Genomic DNA, 15,290 nt, shown 5'->3' on the forward strand with positions numbered 1-15,290 from the left:
TTGACTCTCCGTCAGGGGTTGAGAAGTTGATGGAGTGAATCCTACCTACTCGACCGACGGATGGCTCATTGGCAAACCTGATGCTGCTCATTGGTTTTCGCTATTAGCCTGCACTATCAATAGAAGAAAACCATATCTATTCGCCAACAGCCTTTTCAGCGATCCAGAGCCCAAGTCGCATTGTGGGAGCAGCCGGGCGGCGTTCCCACATTTGGTCTCAGGTGCTCAATAATTCCGCATGCCCCATACGAATGTGTAGCCAGACGCAGCTTCAGAGGCACGGAAGGACGATTAGCCCGCTACCGGCGTGCGCATGGTGACGAACTCTTCGGCAGCGGTAGGATGCACGCCGATGGTTTCGTCGAAATCGCGTTTGGTAGCGCCAGCCTTCAAGGCAATTGCCAGGCCCTGGACGATTTCACCCGCTTCCGGGCCGACCATGTGGCAACCCAGAACCTTGTCAGTCTTGGCATCTACCACCAATTTCATCAACGTGCGCTCCTGGCACTCGGTCATGGTCAGTTTCATCGGCCGGAAACGGCTTTCGAAAATCTGCACCTCATGACCTTCTTCCCTGGCCTGCTCTTCACTCAGGCCAACCGTGCCAATGTTCGGCAAGCTGAATACGGCCGTGGGAATCATCTTGTAGTCGACCAGACGATACTGCTCGGGCTTGAACAGCCGACGCGCCACTGCCATGCCTTCAGCCAGGGCTACCGGCGTCAGTTGCACGCGACCGATCACATCGCCAATCGCCAGGATGGATGGCTCAGCGGTTTGATACTGCTCGTCGACTTCGACAAAGCCCTTCTTGTCGAGCGTGACCTTGGTGTTCTCCAACCCCAGGTTGTCGACCATCGGACGACGCCCCGTCGCATAGAACACGCAATCCGCCTGCAGCTCGCGACCATCCTTGAGGGTCACGTTCAAACTGCCGTCGGCCTGTTTTTCGATGCGTTCGATGTCGGCATTGAATTGCAGATTCATCCCGCGCTTGGTCAGTTCCTCCTGCAAATGCTTGCGCACCGAGCCGTCGAAGCCACGCAGGAACAGCTCACCGCGATACAGCAAGGTGGTTTCGGCGCCCAGCCCGTGGAAAATCCCGGCGAACTCTACGGCGATATAGCCACCACCGACCACCAGAACGCGCTTGGGCAGCTCTTTGAGGAAAAACGCCTGGTTTGAGCTGATGGCGTGCTCGTGCCCCGGAATCTCGGGGATCTGCGGCCAGCCGCCGGTGGCAATCAGAATATGCTTGGCGGTATGCCGCTCGCCCTTGATCTCGACCTCATGCGGGCCAACGATTTTGGCGTGACCTTCATGCAAGGTTACGCCACTGCCCACCAACAGATTGCGGTAGATACCGTTCAGCCGATTGATCTCGCGATCCTTGTTGGCGATCAGCGTTGCCCAATCGAAATTCGCTTCGCCCAACGACCAGCCAAAGCCCTGCGACTGCTCGAAGTCTTCGGCAAAATGCGCCCCGTAAACCAACAACTTCTTCGGCACGCAGCCAACGTTGACGCAGGTCCCGCCCAGATAGCGGCTCTCGGCCACTGCCACTTTCGCGCCAAAACCTGCAGCGAAGCGCGCTGCTCGTACACCGCCGGAACCGGCGCCAATCACATAAAGGTCAAAATCGTAGGCCATTTTCAATCTCCTCGGCAGGCCACAAGCATACTCGCTGCAGCTTTCTCGGTCAGCGCTGCGATTGACATGGGGCCGAAAAACGAAAAAGCCACCCGAAGGTGGCTTTCCAGAACAAAACAGCGAAGCGCTTTTAGTAAGCCTTGCCCGTCTTGTAGAAGTGTTCGAAGCAGAAGTTGGTCGCTTCGATGTAGCCTTCAGCGCCACCGCAGTCGAAACGCGTGCCTTTGAACTTGTAGGCAATCACGCAACCGTCTTGCGCCTGCTTCATCAGGGCGTCGGTGATCTGGATCTCGCCGCCTTTGCCTGGCTCGGTTTCTTCGATCAGCTTGAAGATGTCCGGGGTCAGGATGTAACGACCGATGATTGCCAGGTTGGATGGAGCATCTTCCGGCTTTGGCTTCTCGACCATGTTGCGGACGCGGTACAGGTCGTCACCGATCAAATCGCCAGCGATCACGCCGTATTTGTTGGTTTCCTGCGGGTCGACTTCCTGGATCGCGACGATGGTGCAACGGTACTGTTTGTACAGTTTGACCATCTGGGTCAGTACGCCGTCGCCTTCCAGGTTGACGCACAAGTCGTCCGCCAGCACGACCGCGAACGGTTCGTCACCGATCAATGGACGGCCGGTCAGAATTGCGTGACCCAGGCCTTTCATTTCGGTTTGACGGGTGTAGGAGAACGAGCACTCGTCGAGCAGCTTGCGGATGCCGACCAGGTACTTCTCTTTGTCAGTACCCTTGATCTGGTTTTCCAGCTCGTAGCTGATGTCGAAGTGGTCTTCCAGGGCGCGTTTGCCACGACCGGTCACGATGGAGATTTCTGTCAAACCAGCGTCCAGTGCTTCTTCAACGCCGTACTGGATCAGTGGCTTGTTCACCACCGGCAGCATTTCTTTAGGCATGGCTTTAGTCGCTGGCAGGAAGCGAGTACCGTAACCGGCTGCTGGGAACAAGCATTTCTTGATCATAAAAGTCCTTAAAAGGGCTGTGTGTACGAGTTTCGGCGCAGTCTAATCAGCCGGCGAGCACCTTACAATGCCCCGCACTGGCTAACCGATGCCATCATAGAGAAATATTCCGGCGGATAGTTCCGCGACGACGCAGATTAGCTTCCAAACCAAGACGTACGGAACAACGCAAAGTCTTCACTTTAGACCAGTGAACGCACCGGGGTACTTTTCCAGTTATCATGACGCGATTGAACCAGCCAACGAGGCAGATAGATGTCGGCAGCAAAAAGCGTAAACGGTTACCTGATCAATCAGGCCAAAGATGGCCAATGGTGGGTCGACAGCGTCAGCGGCGAAAATATCGCCGGGCCTTTCCCCACGCAAGCGTTGGCGATTGAAGTCGCCTCGGTGTTTCAAGACACCCCGCCTGCACCCAAGCGGCGCGGTGCCAAGCCTGAGTAACACCGCTGCTCGAAAGAGCCCTGCCAAGGTGCAGGGCTTTTTTGTGATTGTCTGTACCGAAATAGTTGTTCGCTATAGCATCTCGCTGCAGGGCGACTTACGCCCTTACACACTGTTCACTCGATGACGACCCTTACATGAAAAAATATCTGGCTCTGATTGCGGTGTTGGCCTTGAGCGGTTGCGCGACTGCCTCCAAAACCTATCTGAACAATGGCGAGCAAGGCCTGTCGATCGACTGCTCGGGTGAAGCCAACTCCTGGGCCAAATGTTATCAAATGGCTGACGATTCCTGCGCTGGAACCGGCTATCGGATCATTGGCACCGATGGCACGCCAGCCACCAAGGAAAGCGACAAGACCCTGGGCGTCGATGTTGGCAACTACAAGAGCCGCAGCGTCGTAGTGGTGTGCAAGTAACCGGCAGACGCTATGGCCGCTACATGTGAATTTCGGCGAATTTGATCCCGAGTCCGCGTACTGTCTCGATCAAATCATCCAGCCGAGCGAATGATTCGACCTCGTCGTTGTCATCCACCAGGAAATAGCTGCGCCCTGCACTTTTCTTGAAAAACACAATCCATTCCCCGGAGTTTGCCGGGTTTTGAATCACATGCGTCGCAGAGATGAGCCCCTCTGCATGCCGCTCTCTTACTTGCTCTCGCTTCATTGACCACTCCAGAAATGACAGTGCCGCCCAAGCCCGAGGCTGGACGGCACTCCTGCTGATTGACGACAGTTTATCGGACGWTATGGTCAATCAGCCAATTTCAAATTCAGCGAGCGAGGGGGAAACGCCAAAAAACTATGTTCCAGAAATGCATTGGTTGGCCGCATCCTGCACATCTCCAGGCCGAATTGGCACATTGGACATGCTTTCGTGGAGCTTGATGCTACTTCCGCCGGATCGCTCTTCGATGTCAAACACCGCAGACGGACTCGCAGACAACTTTCCTGCAACAATGACCCGCACGCCGTCCTTGTTGTAGCGCTCCATTTGCACAGCCCCTCGGGTACTGGCCAAATGTTTGGCCACGCAGTCGGCGTACGCTTGAGGTTTTTTCCCCGAGATCACATTCATGGTCGGCAGCGTCTGACTAATGTCCGAGACCGTCGCGCAACCACTCATCGCCAACACCAGTACCAACACACCCCGTTTCATACGAATCCTCCCTTAAAGACCCTCCGACAGCGCAAATACTGTTTTTCTCCGGAGACCGCTGCTTTATCACCCATAAAAACCCGAATAGCTGTTTTTAATTGTCAAAGCGACTCGCGGTAGCCCAATAATAAACCGTTCGGGCTGATAAACTGCGCCATCGCCCATGCTATCGTTTTGATTTTGTAGAAAAAGCCCTTCTGGAGGCGCCCCCATGAAATTTATCCACCAGCGCGAGCACCTCAATGAAGATGACATCGTCGTCATTCAATGCTCCCAAATGTGCAACATCCGCTTGATGAACGACGCCAATTTTCGCAGCTTCAAGAACGGCGGCCGCCACACCTACCACGGCGGCGCGTTTGACACCTTCCCTGCGAAAATCACCGCGCCAAGCACCGGTTTCTGGAACATCACCATCGACACGGTCAACCGCCGGCCGATCAGCGTGACCCGCAAACCGACCCTGACCCACTCGATCAAAATCATCCGCCGGTCCAGCTCGAAACTCAGCTGAGACCTCGGCCCGCACTGCGACAGACAGGTACGACCGTGGCCCAAACGACTAAATACGTCATCAAATACAAGCTCAACGAAGAACGCCGCTTCGAGTTCGCCCAGCTTGAAACCGGCACCGAAGAAGAGGCCAGAGCCGCACTTGAAGCGATTCACGGCGAATTGTCCGGGATCAGCGATATAAAGGTCAGCAAAGCGCTGTAACCCCTGGCACAACCACTCCGGAGTTCGACCGCAAGCACCGGAGTGTCGCCCGCCTTCGTACTCCCCAGACTGGCACACCTCAACCTTGGTTCAGGAGCCGGACATGTCCATTTCTTTTCCGCACAACACCTCAGTAGCGCGTTATATCGACGGTGTCCGTGCAATGGGCGAACAGCCTTTGATCTCGCGTATCAACGCACTGGATTGGCCTCCCCTGGAGCAAGACCTCGACCGGGACGGCTGCGCGACAATCAAAGGACTGCTCAGCCCCGAGCAATGTGCAGACCTCAGCGCGCTCTACGCCCAGCCTGCGCTTTTCCGCTCGCACGTGATAATGGCCCGACATGGTTTCGGGCGCGGCGAGTACAAATATTTCAGTTACCCGCTGCCGGCTATCGTTGCTTGCCTGCGCAGCACGCTCTACTCGAGGCTTGTCCCGCAGGCCAATCGCTGGAATGAACGGATGGGCTTGCCCGGCCGCTTTCCCTCGGAGCACGCAGCCTTCCTGCAACGTTGTCATGACGCGGGACAGGAGCGCCCTACGCCACTGTTGCTGCAATATGGTCCGCAGGACTACAACTGTTTACATCAGGATCTGTATGGCGAGCACGTGTTCCCACTGCAAGTGGCGATTCTGCTGTCCGCTCCCGGCGAAGACTTTACCGGTGGCGAGTTCGTGCTCACCGAGCAGCGCCCACGGATGCAATCACGGCCCATGGTGATGAGACTCGAAAAAGGCGATGCGCTGATTTTTGCCGTGCATCAGCGCCCGGTCAAAGGTGTTCGCGGCGATTACCGGGTGAACCTGCGCCACGGTGTCAGTCGCCTGCACAGCGGCAAACGGCATACCCTTGGAGTGATCTTTCACGATGCGCAGTAAAGCGATGCCTCCCACCACCTTCGAGCTGTTTGCCGATGAAGACCGGCAACCGGCCAGGACCGAGCAAATCGGCGAACAGTCTTTCGTACTCCGGGGTTTTGCCCTGCCCTGGGTGGAGCAATTGCTGCCGCTGCTGGAGAAGATTCTACGGGTCGCACCGTTTCGGCAGATGGTCACCCCTGGCGGTTTCACCATGTCGGTCGGCTTGAGCAGTTGTGGCACGCTGGGCTGGACCACCGATCGCAGTGGCTATCGCTACACTCGCATCGATCCCGTCAGCGGCCAGCCCTGGCCGGCGATGCCCGAGGTCTTTCGGGAAATGGCACAGGCTGCCGCACGAGAAGCCGGTTTCCATCACTTTGAGCCCGATGCCTGCCTGATCAACCGATACCTGCCGGGCGCCAGGATGTCGTTGCATCAGGACAAGGATGAACGGTCCTACGATCCGCCGATTGTTTCGGTGTCCCTCGGTCTGCCGGCGATGTTCCTGTTCGGCGGCTTCAAGCGCAGCGACACGAGCCTGCGAGTGCCGCTGTTTCACGGTGACATCGTGGTCTGGGGCGGCGTGGATCGCTTGCGTTATCACGGCGTGCTGCCACTCAAGGACGGTCATCACCCGCAACTGGGCGGACAGCGGATCAACTTCACGTTCCGCACCGCGGGATGAAATCCAGAGTTTGACCGCAAGCGCCGGAGTGTCCTCAGCGTCCACACTCGCTAGGCTGAACTGAACCTTCTATCGGTAACGTCCCATGACCACTGCCAAACCCATCACAGAGCAAGATCCCCGTTGGTCCGCGGTGCTGGCGCGCGACCCACGCGCTGACGGTCAGTTCGTCTACGCGGTGAAAACCACCGGGATCTACTGCCGCCCCAGCAGCCTGGCGCGATTGCCGAAACCGGAAAACGTCGAGTTTTTCGACACCGAGGAACAGGCTCAGGCGGCCGGTTATCGCCCGAGCAAACGCGCGGCAACAGACCAGACTCATCTCGCCGCGCAGCACGCCACACTGGTCGCTGCAGCCTGTCGGCAGATCGAGGCTGCCGAGACATTGCCCAGCTTGAACGAACTGGCAGAGACCGCACGAATGAGCGCTTTCCACTTTCACCGGGTGTTCAAAGCTGTTACGGGCCTGACGCCCAAGGGCTATGCCACTGCACAACGTTCACGCAGGGTTCGTGAACGCCTGGAAATCGCCGGTTCGGTGACCGACGCGCTGTATGAGGCAGGCTTCAATTCCAACAGTCGCTTTTACGAGTCCGCCGATCATCTGCTCGGCATGAAGCCCAGCGACTACCGCGCCGCCGGCCAGAACACCGACATCCACTTTGCCGTTGGCCAGTGCTCATTAGGGGCGATCCTGGTGGCGCAAAGCCAACGCGGGGTGTGCGCGATCCTCTTGGGGGATGATCCCCATGCGCTGGTCTGCGACCTGCAAGACCGGTTCCGCCAGGCCAACCTGATTGGCGCCGACCATGACTTCGAACAACTGATTGCCAAGGTGGTGGGTTTCATCGAAGCCCCGGCGCTTGGCCTGGACCTGCCGCTGGATGTGCGCGGCACGGCGTTTCAGGAGCGGGTGTGGATGGCGCTGCGCGATATCCCGGCGGGCAGCACCGCCAGCTACGCCGAAATTGCCCAGCGCATTGGCGCGCCAAAAGCCTTCCGTGCCGTGGCCCAGGCTTGCGGTGCCAACAACCTCGCGGTGGCCATTCCCTGCCATCGGGTGGTGCGTAGCGATGGCGATCTTTCGGGCTACCGCTGGGGGGTGGAGCGCAAGCGTCAACTGCTTGCGCGTGAAACTAAATCTCAGAAAATGCCGATATACACGGCCACTGACTCAGGGCCGGTATAAGCCTCAAAGTCGGTGGCAAATCGGCGTTTGACCTGCGGGTTGGCCTCAAAATACGCCCAGACCCTGCCCCACGCCTCGATCACACTGCCGGGCATCGCCCCCTTCGCCTCGAATACCAGGTACTGGCCGCCCTGCACCTCGATGGTTTCATAACCGGGAGCAGCTTCATTGACCGCCACCCCGGCTGTCACGTCGAAAGCCCCGGATGCATCGGACTCATAGTGGGAGTAAACCCCGTAAGCCGGTGAGTCCGGTTGCTTATTGGCAATCTTGTCAAACAGCCCTTCGGCAAAAAATCGCTGCCACATCGGGCCGATTCTGGCGGTAGCTGCCTGCTGCTCAGCGCTGTTGAACGTACGTACACGCAATCCCGATACGCGGAACGGTGAAACCTCAAGTTGCTTCAAATCCATGGAACAGCTCCTCCGTTGTTAACGATTAACATCCACTACAAGCGGCCACAATGCATTGGCCCGAGCGTTGGCACAACCGGAGGCTACGCTTTATTGCACTCGGCATCTGCGCCTAATGGCCACTGGTCTTTTGACACTGATTCCTGCTACATAACTGACTCTTGTCATGAGGAGGACGTTGCGATGAACCAGTGGCCTGACACCCGTATTCTTGATCTGTTCGGCATTGAATTACCGATCATCCAGGCCCCCATGGCCGGCGCCACCGGATCAGCCATGGTCATCGCAGCCAGTAATGCCGGTGCCCTGGGCTCAATGCCCGCCGCCCTGCTCAGCATCGAACAATTGCGCGAAGAGCTGAAAGTCATCCAGCAACACAGCCAGCGCCCCTTCAATGTGAACTTCTTCTGCCATCAACCACCGGTCGCCGACGAGCAACGCGCTCAGCAATGGAAAAACCTGCTGGAGCCCTACTACCACGAGTTGGGCGCTGACTTCGACGCACCGACCCCGGTTTCCAATCGTGCACCGTTCGACGCCGCCGCCTGCGCGGTGGTCGAAGAGTTCCGTCCGCAGGTGGTGAGTTTTCACTTCGGCCTACCGGAAAAGTCCCTGCTCGATCGGGTCAAGGCTACAGGCGCAAAAGTCCTGTCTTCGGCGACCACGGTCGATGAGGCGATCTGGCTGGAACAGCATGGCTGCGACGCGATCATCGCCATGGGCTACGAGGCTGGAGGCCATCGCGGGATGTTTCTCAGCGATGACCTGAACAGTCAGGTCGGCACCTTTGCCCTGGTGCCACAGATCGTCGATGCCGTCAGCGTACCGGTGATCGCCGCCGGCGGGATCGGCGATGCGCGCGGGATTGTCGCTGCCTTCGCCCTGGGTGCGTCGGCAGTGCAACTGGGCACCGCCTACCTGTTTACCCCGGAGGCCAAGGTCAGCGCCTCCCATCACCGGGCCTTGCGCAGCGCCAAGGAAAGCGAGACGGCGCTGACCAACATTTTCACCGGGCGGGCTGCGCGAGGCATTCTCAATCGGGTCATGCGCGAACTCGGCCCGATCAGCCCGCAAGCACCGGCCTTCCCGCTGGCCGGCGGCGCGCTGATGCCGCTACGCGCCAAGGACGAGGCGGACTTCAGCAACCTCTGGGCCGGACAAGCACTGCGGCTTGGGATTGAATTACCGACCGCTGAGTTGACTAGGCGTCTGGCGGACGAGGCGCTGGCCAAATTGACTCGCCTCTAATCCCCGTTTGATCGTTCACATACTTTGCGTGGTAACGATCCCCCCGTAGCAACTGCCGAGCCCGCGAGGCTGCGTTCGAGGACGAAGTCCTCGCAAATCCTGCAAACGTGGTTTGCCTGGAAGAACGCGCGGCCTGATTCAACGACTGCTTCGCAGCCGAACGCAGCCTCGCGGGCTCGGCAGCTGCTACGAGGTACGAGGTACGAGGTACGGGTTACGGGTTACGGGTTACGGGTTACGGGTTACGGGTTACGGGTTACGGGTTACGGGTTACGGGGCAAGTGTCGGCTCATTGCGTGGTATTTGATACGTTCCGTTTGTCGGAAATTCGCTATATATTCACCTATATAGCGTTTCATCCTTTCGCACCGGTGCAGTCCACCCCCCAATAAAAACTGCCCACTGCACCTGCCAACCTCGGAGCCGCTTCATGACTATTCGTGCCTCACGTTTTGCCCCTACTTGCCTGGCATCCTTGCTCGCCGTGTTCGCGTTTGGCTCAGCCCAGGCCGATGAAGTCCAGGTCGCGGTCGCGGCCAATTTCACCGCACCGATCCAGGCGATTGCCGCCGACTTCGAAAAAGACACCGGGCACAAACTGGTCGCCGCCTATGGCGCCACGGGCCAGTTCTACACCCAGATCAAAAACGGCGCGCCGTTCGAAGTGCTCCTGTCGGCTGACGACAGCACCCCGCAAAAACTCGAGAGCGAAGGCGACACGGTCAAAGGTTCGCGTTTCACCTACGCCATCGGCACCCTGGCACTGTGGTCGGCCAAGGACGGTTACGTTGACGCCAAAGGCAAAGTGCTCAGCGACAACACCTATCAGCACCTGTCGATCGCCAACCCGAAAGCCGCCCCTTACGGTCTCGCGGCCACCCAGGTATTGGCTAAACTGGGCCTGACCGACAAGGTCAAGGGCAAGGTCGTCGAAGGCCAGAACATCACCCAGGCCTACCAGTTCGTCTCCACCGGCAATGCGGAAATAGGCTTCGTCGCCTTGTCGCAGATCTATAAAGACGGCAAAGTCACCGGCGGTTCGGCGTGGATCGTTCCAGCCGACATGCACGACCCGATCAAACAAGACGCAGTGATCCTCAACAAAGGCAAAGACAACCCGGCCGCCAAGGCGCTGGTTGCTTACCTCAAAGGGCCTAAAGCCGCTGCCGTCATCAAGTCCTACGGTTATCAACTCTAAATGACGCTATCGAGTGCCGATATTTCCGCCATCTGGCTGACCCTCAAGCTGGCCTCCCTGACGACGGCCATCCTGCTGGTCATCGGCACTCCGATTGCGTTGTGGCTGTCGCGCACCCGTTCCTGGTTGCGCGGGCCCATCGGCGCCATTGTCGCCCTGCCCCTGGTGCTGCCGCCGACGGTGATCGGCTTCTATTTGCTGCTGACCCTCGGTCCTAACGGGGTCATCGGCCAGTTCACCCAGGCACTGGGGCTGGGCACGCTGACGTTCAGTTTTGCAGGGCTGGTGATCGGTTCGGTTATCTACTCCATGCCCTTTGTCGTCCAGCCACTGCAGAACGCCTTCTCGGCGATTGGTCCGCGCCCGCTGGAGGTGGCCGCCACCTTGCGCGCCAACCCTTGGGACACTTTTTTCAACGTGATCTTGCCGCTGGCCAGGCCAGGCTTTATCACTGCGGCCATTCTCGGCTTCGCCCACACTGTGGGTGAGTTCGGCGTAGTACTGATGATCGGCGGCAATATCCCGGACAGAACCCGCGTGGTGTCAGTGCAGATCTACGATCATGTCGAAGCCATGGAATATGCCCAGGCCCATTGGCTGGCCGGGGCGATGCTGGTGTTCTCGTTTTTGGTATTGCTGGCGCTGTACTCCAGCCGCAAAACCAAAGCTGGCTGGAGCTGATCGATGACCTCAACGATTCACGCTCGGCTGAAACTGAGCTACCCGGATTTTTCCCTGGACGTCGACCTGCACCTGCCCGGTCGCGGCGTCACGGCGCTGTACGGTCATTCCGGCTCGGGTAAGACCACCTGCCTGCGCTGCATCGCCGGCCTGGAAAAGGCCGAGCAAGGCTTTATCCAGATCAATGACGAAATCTGGCAGGACAGCAGCAAGAAACTCTTTGTCGCCCCGCACAAACGGGCGTTGGGTTATGTGTTTCAGGAGGCCAGCCTGTTTCCCCATCTGTCGGTGCAGGCCAACCTGGAATTTGGCCTGCGGCGCATTCCACGCCAGCAACGCCGGGTCGACATGGCCCACGCCACCGAACTGCTGGGAATCAGCCACTTGCTCGACCGTCATCCACAACACCTCTCGGGCGGCGAGCGCCAACGGGTCGGTATTGCCCGGGCGTTGCTCACCAGCCCGAAACTGCTGTTGATGGACGAGCCACTGGCAGCGCTGGACTCACAGCGCAAAAGTGAAATCCTGCCGTACCTCGAACGGCTCCACGACGAACTGGAAATTCCGGTGCTGTACGTCAGTCACTCGCAGGATGAGGTCGCGCGACTGGCCGACCACATTGTCCTGCTCAGCTACGGCAAAGCCCTGGCCAGCGGGCCCATCGGCGAAACGCTTGCGCGGCTCGACCTGCCGCTGGCCTTGGGCGACGATGCTGGCGTGGTGATCAAGGGTCAGGTGACGGACTACGACGCCCATTATCAACTGCTGACCCTGCAACTGCCCCGCAGCCAATTGAACGTGCGGGTCGCGCATTCGCCTTTGGCCGTGGGCAAATTGTTGCGCGTCAAAGTCCAGGCCCGCGATGTCAGCCTGAGTCTTCAGGGCGGTGAACTCAGCAGCATCCTCAACCGCTTGCCAGTGACGGTCACCAGCGAAATTTCCGCGGACAACGCCGCCCATGTGCTGGTGCGCCTGGACGCTGCCGGAACACCGTTGCTGGCGCGCATCACCCGCTACTCCCGCGATCACTTGCAACTGCACCCCGGCCAGCAGTTGTGGGCGCAAATCAAGGCGGTGGCGGTCCTCGCGTAAGTCGACAAACAGCACAGACCGTTTTTGCAGCTTTTCAACTTGCTTCTATAGTTGATGTGTACACAACTGGAGCGTCGGTGACGCCATGGAAGACATATTCGTTGTGAAACGTTGCAACAAGAGCACCGTTGAGGGTCGCCGTGCGGGTGAAGTGTCTGGTCAGCAGCCGATTACGGCGGTCTGGTTCCGGATCGCCGATACACGCACGGGCGGCGGTTTTATCGGTGACGGTTATGAGCGTATGGAAGATGCCATGAAGGAGTGCCGACGGCTCAATGCCGCCAGCTCGCGGGTCTCGCGCAAAGTCTGAAACGCAGGCTGCATGCGGCTCCGCCGCCATTGGCATTGCGGGTCTATACTGATTCCAGCTGAAGGATCGGCGACCCCATCGGCAAACGCTCGCGCCCGGCGAGCGTTTTGTTGCTCGATCAAAAGCTTCTCTGATACGGAGGTGTTTCTCATGTCCGAAAAAGAGTCCATCACTACCTTGCTGACCCTGCTCGACTCACGTCAGGCGCGCCTGGCGGCTGCCTGCAAGGAAATCGCCGACTGGGTCGATATCCATGGCGGCCACCCCACCGCGATGAAAATTCGCGACCGTCTGCAAGACATCGAGAAAGATGCCCCGCTGATTCAGAACGCGCTGACATCACTCAAACCTGTCGACCGGCCACTGCCTCGATTCCGCTAAGCAAGTCCCGGCTCATACGCTGAAGCCGGGACTCGCCAGGGATCGGCAGCACGCCGACACGCTGTTTTTCAGAGTTGATCCCGAGCGATACCGCTGCGAATACGCAGGATATCGGCGAGCACTGCCAAGGCGATTTCCGCGGGTGTCTTGCTGCCCAGATTAAGCCCGATCGGCGCGTGAATACGCGCCAGTTCAGCTTCGCCCAAACCACCGATACGCCGTAAGCGCTCAAAGCGCTTTTGCGAGGTTTGCATCGAGCCCATCACACCGATGTAAAACGCCTCGGTGCGCACCGCTTCCATCATGGCCAGGTCGTCGATGCGCGGATCGTGGGTCAGCGCCACCACGGCGGTATCGCTGTGACAGCCGCCATCGGCAATGAACATCGACGGCAACTGGCGACGAATCTCCACGTTCTCAAGGACCACCCCTTCGAGGACCTCATCACGCGGATCACACAGAATCACCTCGAAACCCAGCCCCACCGCAAACTCGGCACACGCCTGGGCCACGCTGGAATAACCGGCGAGCAACAAGCGTTGGGCCGCACCGACGCGCACACGCACCCGGTCGATTTCCCGTTCGATACGCGGCCCGTGTTCACGGTCAACCAGTAGACTGCGTGCGCCGCTGGCCAGATTCACTTCGCGAATCAAACGACGCTGCCCGAGCAACGCGGACTCCAGTTCGCGCAGATGGGCTTGCACCTCGCACTCAGGCTCAAGCTTTTCCACCAGCACGTCGAGTAACCCGCCGCAGGGCAGTTTTATCGTGGAACGCGGATCATCGCCTTCGCCGTAACGCACCACCGACACGGCGTCGAGAAACGCCCCTTCGGCCATGCGCGCCAGAAAGTCGTCCTCGACGCAGCCGCCCGACAACGAGCCAATCCAGTGCCCGCTGTCGTTGACCGCCAACATCGAGCCCGGCGCACGAGGCGCCGAGCCGTAGGTGCCGAGCACGCTGCAGAGCCATACACGCTGGCCAGCGCTGGACCAGGCCAACGCTCGCCGAACCACTTGCAGGTCAAGATGCTGCATATCAGTGTGCCTTGTGCTCAACGGGAGCATCTGCCTTCAATTGCTCGATCTGGCCGATCAGCAGATCAGCCGGTTGACCGCCCCAAGCCTGACGCAAATAGCTGATCAGGTCCGTCATTTGTTGATTGCTCAACTTGTCGGCGAAACCCGGCATCGGTTGCATGCGCTCGAAGCCGGCAAATTTTTGCTCGCCAATCCCGTCTTCGATCACCCGCAACAGGTTGCGCGGATCTTCCAGGCGCAACGTGGTGTTGCCTTGCATCGCCACCGCGATGTGCGGCTTGCCCTCACCGTTGACACCATGGCAACCGGCGCAAACGTTCAGATAATCCTGACGGCCGCGCCGGGCGCTTTCGGTCATCTTGTCCAGCGGCACTTCGCTCAACACCCGCGCTTGCGGTGGCGAGTCGCCGAGCAGGAAAGTCGCCATGGACGCCAGGTCCGGCTCATTGAGGTTCTGGGTGCTGTTATGAAACACCGGGAACATCTCGTTGAACATCGTACCTTGAGCGCTCATGCCGTGCTTGAGGAAAGAACTCAGGTCCTGATGCGTCCAGCCGCGTGCCGCCAGATCGTTGGCGAGCAAGCTGGGCGCCAGGTAGCCATTGAGCAGGCCGCCGGTCATGCGTTTGTCTTGTTGCATCGCGCCGGGCAAACCACGCGGTGTGTGGCATTCGCCACAGTGGCCGAGCACGTCGACCAGGTACTGGCCGCGTTTCCAGTCTTCACTTTTGCCTTCAGCCGGCGTCAGTTTCACGTCCTTGCCGTAGAGCATGTTCCAGCCCATCAACCCCAGACGAACATTGAACGGAAAACTCAGGCGGGTGACCGGTGCAGCACGGTTGATCGGCGCGACCGTCTCCAGGTACGCGTGAATGGCGTCGGAGTCTTCACGCGGCATCAGGTGATACGAGGTGTACGGCATCGCCGGGTACAGGTTGGCGCCATCACGACGCTTGCCTTCGGTCAGCGCAGCGAAGAATTCGTCGTCGCTGTACTGGCCGATCCCGTGGTCCTTGTCCGGGGTGATATTGGTGCCATAAATGGTGCCGAACGGTGACACGATCGGCAGGCCGCCCGCATAAGGCGCGCCACCGGGCGCGGTGTGGCAAGCCATGCAGTCCGCCGCCCGCGCCAGGTATTCACCGCGCTTGATCTGCTGCTGATCGGCCGCCTGGGCCTGCTGGATCGCCATCAGCGAAACGGCCAGGCCAACCGCCGTGCCAAGGCTGGACAGTAGTCGCTTCAT

20 protein-coding genes are annotated in these 15,290 nt (G+C 59.1%); 13 read left to right on the forward strand and 7 right to left on the reverse strand.

Features of this window, described 5'->3' with window-relative positions; translation table 11 throughout:
• Positions 1-291: 291 nt before the first annotated feature.
• Together gorA and galU are read right to left on the reverse strand one after the other, a co-directional pair.
• Positions 292-1,650: a glutathione-disulfide reductase gene (gorA, locus tag AC1DIH_RS14700; RefSeq protein WP_477772219.1), complete on the reverse strand. Its 1,359-nt coding sequence runs from the start codon at positions 1,648-1,650 to the stop codon at positions 292-294.
• Positions 1,651-1,780: 130 nt separating this feature from the next.
• A complete protein-coding gene (gene galU, locus AC1DIH_RS14705; protein ID WP_145020659.1) occupies positions 1,781-2,620 on the reverse strand; it encodes a UTP--glucose-1-phosphate uridylyltransferase GalU in 840 nt (279 codons plus the stop codon).
• Between the two features lie 255 nt (positions 2,621-2,875).
• Between galU and AC1DIH_RS14710 the strand changes: the two genes are divergently transcribed.
• A complete protein-coding gene (locus AC1DIH_RS14710; RefSeq protein ID WP_477772220.1) occupies positions 2,876-3,064 on the forward strand; it encodes a hypothetical protein in 189 nt (62 codons plus the stop codon).
• A gap of 137 nt (positions 3,065-3,201) precedes the next feature.
• Positions 3,202-3,483, forward strand: coding sequence for a hypothetical protein (locus tag AC1DIH_RS14715; RefSeq protein WP_054597726.1), 282 nt, complete (start codon positions 3,202-3,204; stop codon positions 3,481-3,483).
• Positions 3,484-3,502: 19 nt separating this feature from the next.
• Here the strand turns inward: AC1DIH_RS14715 and AC1DIH_RS14720 are convergent, their stop codons facing one another.
• Positions 3,503-3,733 (reverse strand): hypothetical protein, encoded by a 231-nt coding sequence (locus AC1DIH_RS14720; protein WP_477772221.1) that lies wholly within the window; start codon positions 3,731-3,733, stop codon positions 3,503-3,505.
• Positions 3,734-3,868: 135 nt separating this feature from the next.
• Complete coding sequence (locus AC1DIH_RS14725) at positions 3,869-4,225, reverse strand: hypothetical protein (protein ID WP_477772222.1); 357 nt, start codon at positions 4,223-4,225, stop codon at positions 3,869-3,871.
• A 211-nt stretch (positions 4,226-4,436) separates the two neighbouring features.
• Between AC1DIH_RS14725 and AC1DIH_RS14730 the strand changes: the two genes are divergently transcribed.
• From AC1DIH_RS14730 to ada, 5 genes are all read left to right on the forward strand, one after another.
• A complete protein-coding gene (locus tag AC1DIH_RS14730; RefSeq protein ID WP_019690029.1) occupies positions 4,437-4,739 on the forward strand; it encodes a DUF1883 domain-containing protein in 303 nt (100 codons plus the stop codon).
• A gap of 35 nt (positions 4,740-4,774) precedes the next feature.
• A complete protein-coding gene (locus AC1DIH_RS14735) occupies positions 4,775-4,942 on the forward strand; it encodes a hypothetical protein (protein ID WP_477772223.1) in 168 nt (55 codons plus the stop codon).
• A gap of 163 nt (positions 4,943-5,105) precedes the next feature.
• Positions 5,106-5,822 (forward strand): 2OG-Fe(II) oxygenase, encoded by a 717-nt coding sequence (locus tag AC1DIH_RS14740; protein WP_477772281.1) that lies wholly within the window; start codon positions 5,106-5,108, stop codon positions 5,820-5,822.
• A complete protein-coding gene (alkB, locus tag AC1DIH_RS14745) occupies positions 5,812-6,489 on the forward strand; it encodes a DNA oxidative demethylase AlkB (RefSeq protein WP_477772224.1) in 678 nt (225 codons plus the stop codon). The genes AC1DIH_RS14740 and alkB overlap by 11 nt, the downstream gene beginning before the upstream one ends.
• An 85-nt stretch (positions 6,490-6,574) precedes the next feature.
• The gene (gene ada, locus AC1DIH_RS14750; RefSeq protein WP_477772225.1) at positions 6,575-7,678 is read left to right on the forward strand and encodes a bifunctional DNA-binding transcriptional regulator/O6-methylguanine-DNA methyltransferase Ada; all 1,104 of its coding nucleotides are present in this window, start codon (positions 6,575-6,577) and stop codon (positions 7,676-7,678) included.
• Here ada and AC1DIH_RS14755 read toward each other — a convergent pair.
• The gene (locus tag AC1DIH_RS14755) at positions 7,633-8,091 is read right to left on the reverse strand and encodes a GyrI-like domain-containing protein (RefSeq protein WP_477772226.1); all 459 of its coding nucleotides are present in this window, start codon (positions 8,089-8,091) and stop codon (positions 7,633-7,635) included. The genes ada and AC1DIH_RS14755 overlap by 46 nt on opposite strands.
• A 183-nt stretch (positions 8,092-8,274) precedes the next feature.
• On the opposite strand from AC1DIH_RS14755, the gene AC1DIH_RS14760 reads away from it, so the two are divergent.
• The 6 genes from AC1DIH_RS14760 to AC1DIH_RS14785 all read left to right on the forward strand — a co-directional run bounded on the left by AC1DIH_RS14760 (position 8,275) and on the right by AC1DIH_RS14785 (position 13,001).
• Positions 8,275-9,339, forward strand: a complete 1,065-nt coding sequence (locus tag AC1DIH_RS14760; RefSeq protein WP_477772227.1) for an NAD(P)H-dependent flavin oxidoreductase — start codon at positions 8,275-8,277, stop codon at positions 9,337-9,339.
• A 430-nt stretch (positions 9,340-9,769) separates the two neighbouring features.
• Positions 9,770-10,537, forward strand: a complete 768-nt coding sequence (gene modA, locus AC1DIH_RS14765) for a molybdate ABC transporter substrate-binding protein (protein WP_477772228.1) — start codon at positions 9,770-9,772, stop codon at positions 10,535-10,537.
• On the forward strand, positions 10,538-11,218 hold the full coding sequence (gene modB, locus AC1DIH_RS14770) for a molybdate ABC transporter permease subunit (protein WP_477772229.1): 681 nt from the start codon (positions 10,538-10,540) through the stop codon (positions 11,216-11,218). It abuts the gene before it with no gap.
• Positions 11,219-11,221: 3 nt separating this feature from the next.
• Positions 11,222-12,310 (forward strand): molybdenum ABC transporter ATP-binding protein, encoded by a 1,089-nt coding sequence (gene modC, locus AC1DIH_RS14775; protein WP_477772230.1) that lies wholly within the window; start codon positions 11,222-11,224, stop codon positions 12,308-12,310.
• Between the two features lie 85 nt (positions 12,311-12,395).
• The gene (locus AC1DIH_RS14780) at positions 12,396-12,620 is read left to right on the forward strand and encodes a hypothetical protein (protein WP_477772231.1); all 225 of its coding nucleotides are present in this window, start codon (positions 12,396-12,398) and stop codon (positions 12,618-12,620) included.
• Between the two features lie 150 nt (positions 12,621-12,770).
• Positions 12,771-13,001: a hypothetical protein gene (locus AC1DIH_RS14785; RefSeq protein ID WP_054597737.1), complete on the forward strand. Its 231-nt coding sequence runs from the start codon at positions 12,771-12,773 to the stop codon at positions 12,999-13,001.
• A gap of 68 nt (positions 13,002-13,069) precedes the next feature.
• Here the strand turns inward: AC1DIH_RS14785 and AC1DIH_RS14790 are convergent, their stop codons facing one another.
• The gene (locus AC1DIH_RS14790; RefSeq protein ID WP_477772232.1) at positions 13,070-14,041 is read right to left on the reverse strand and encodes an XdhC family protein; all 972 of its coding nucleotides are present in this window, start codon (positions 14,039-14,041) and stop codon (positions 13,070-13,072) included.
• A gap of 1 nt (position 14,042) precedes the next feature.
• The gene (locus tag AC1DIH_RS14795; RefSeq protein ID WP_477772233.1) at positions 14,043-15,290 is read right to left on the reverse strand and encodes a c-type cytochrome; all 1,248 of its coding nucleotides are present in this window, start codon (positions 15,288-15,290) and stop codon (positions 14,043-14,045) included.

It is taken from the genome of Pseudomonas sp. 05N36 (assembly GCF_056397385.1).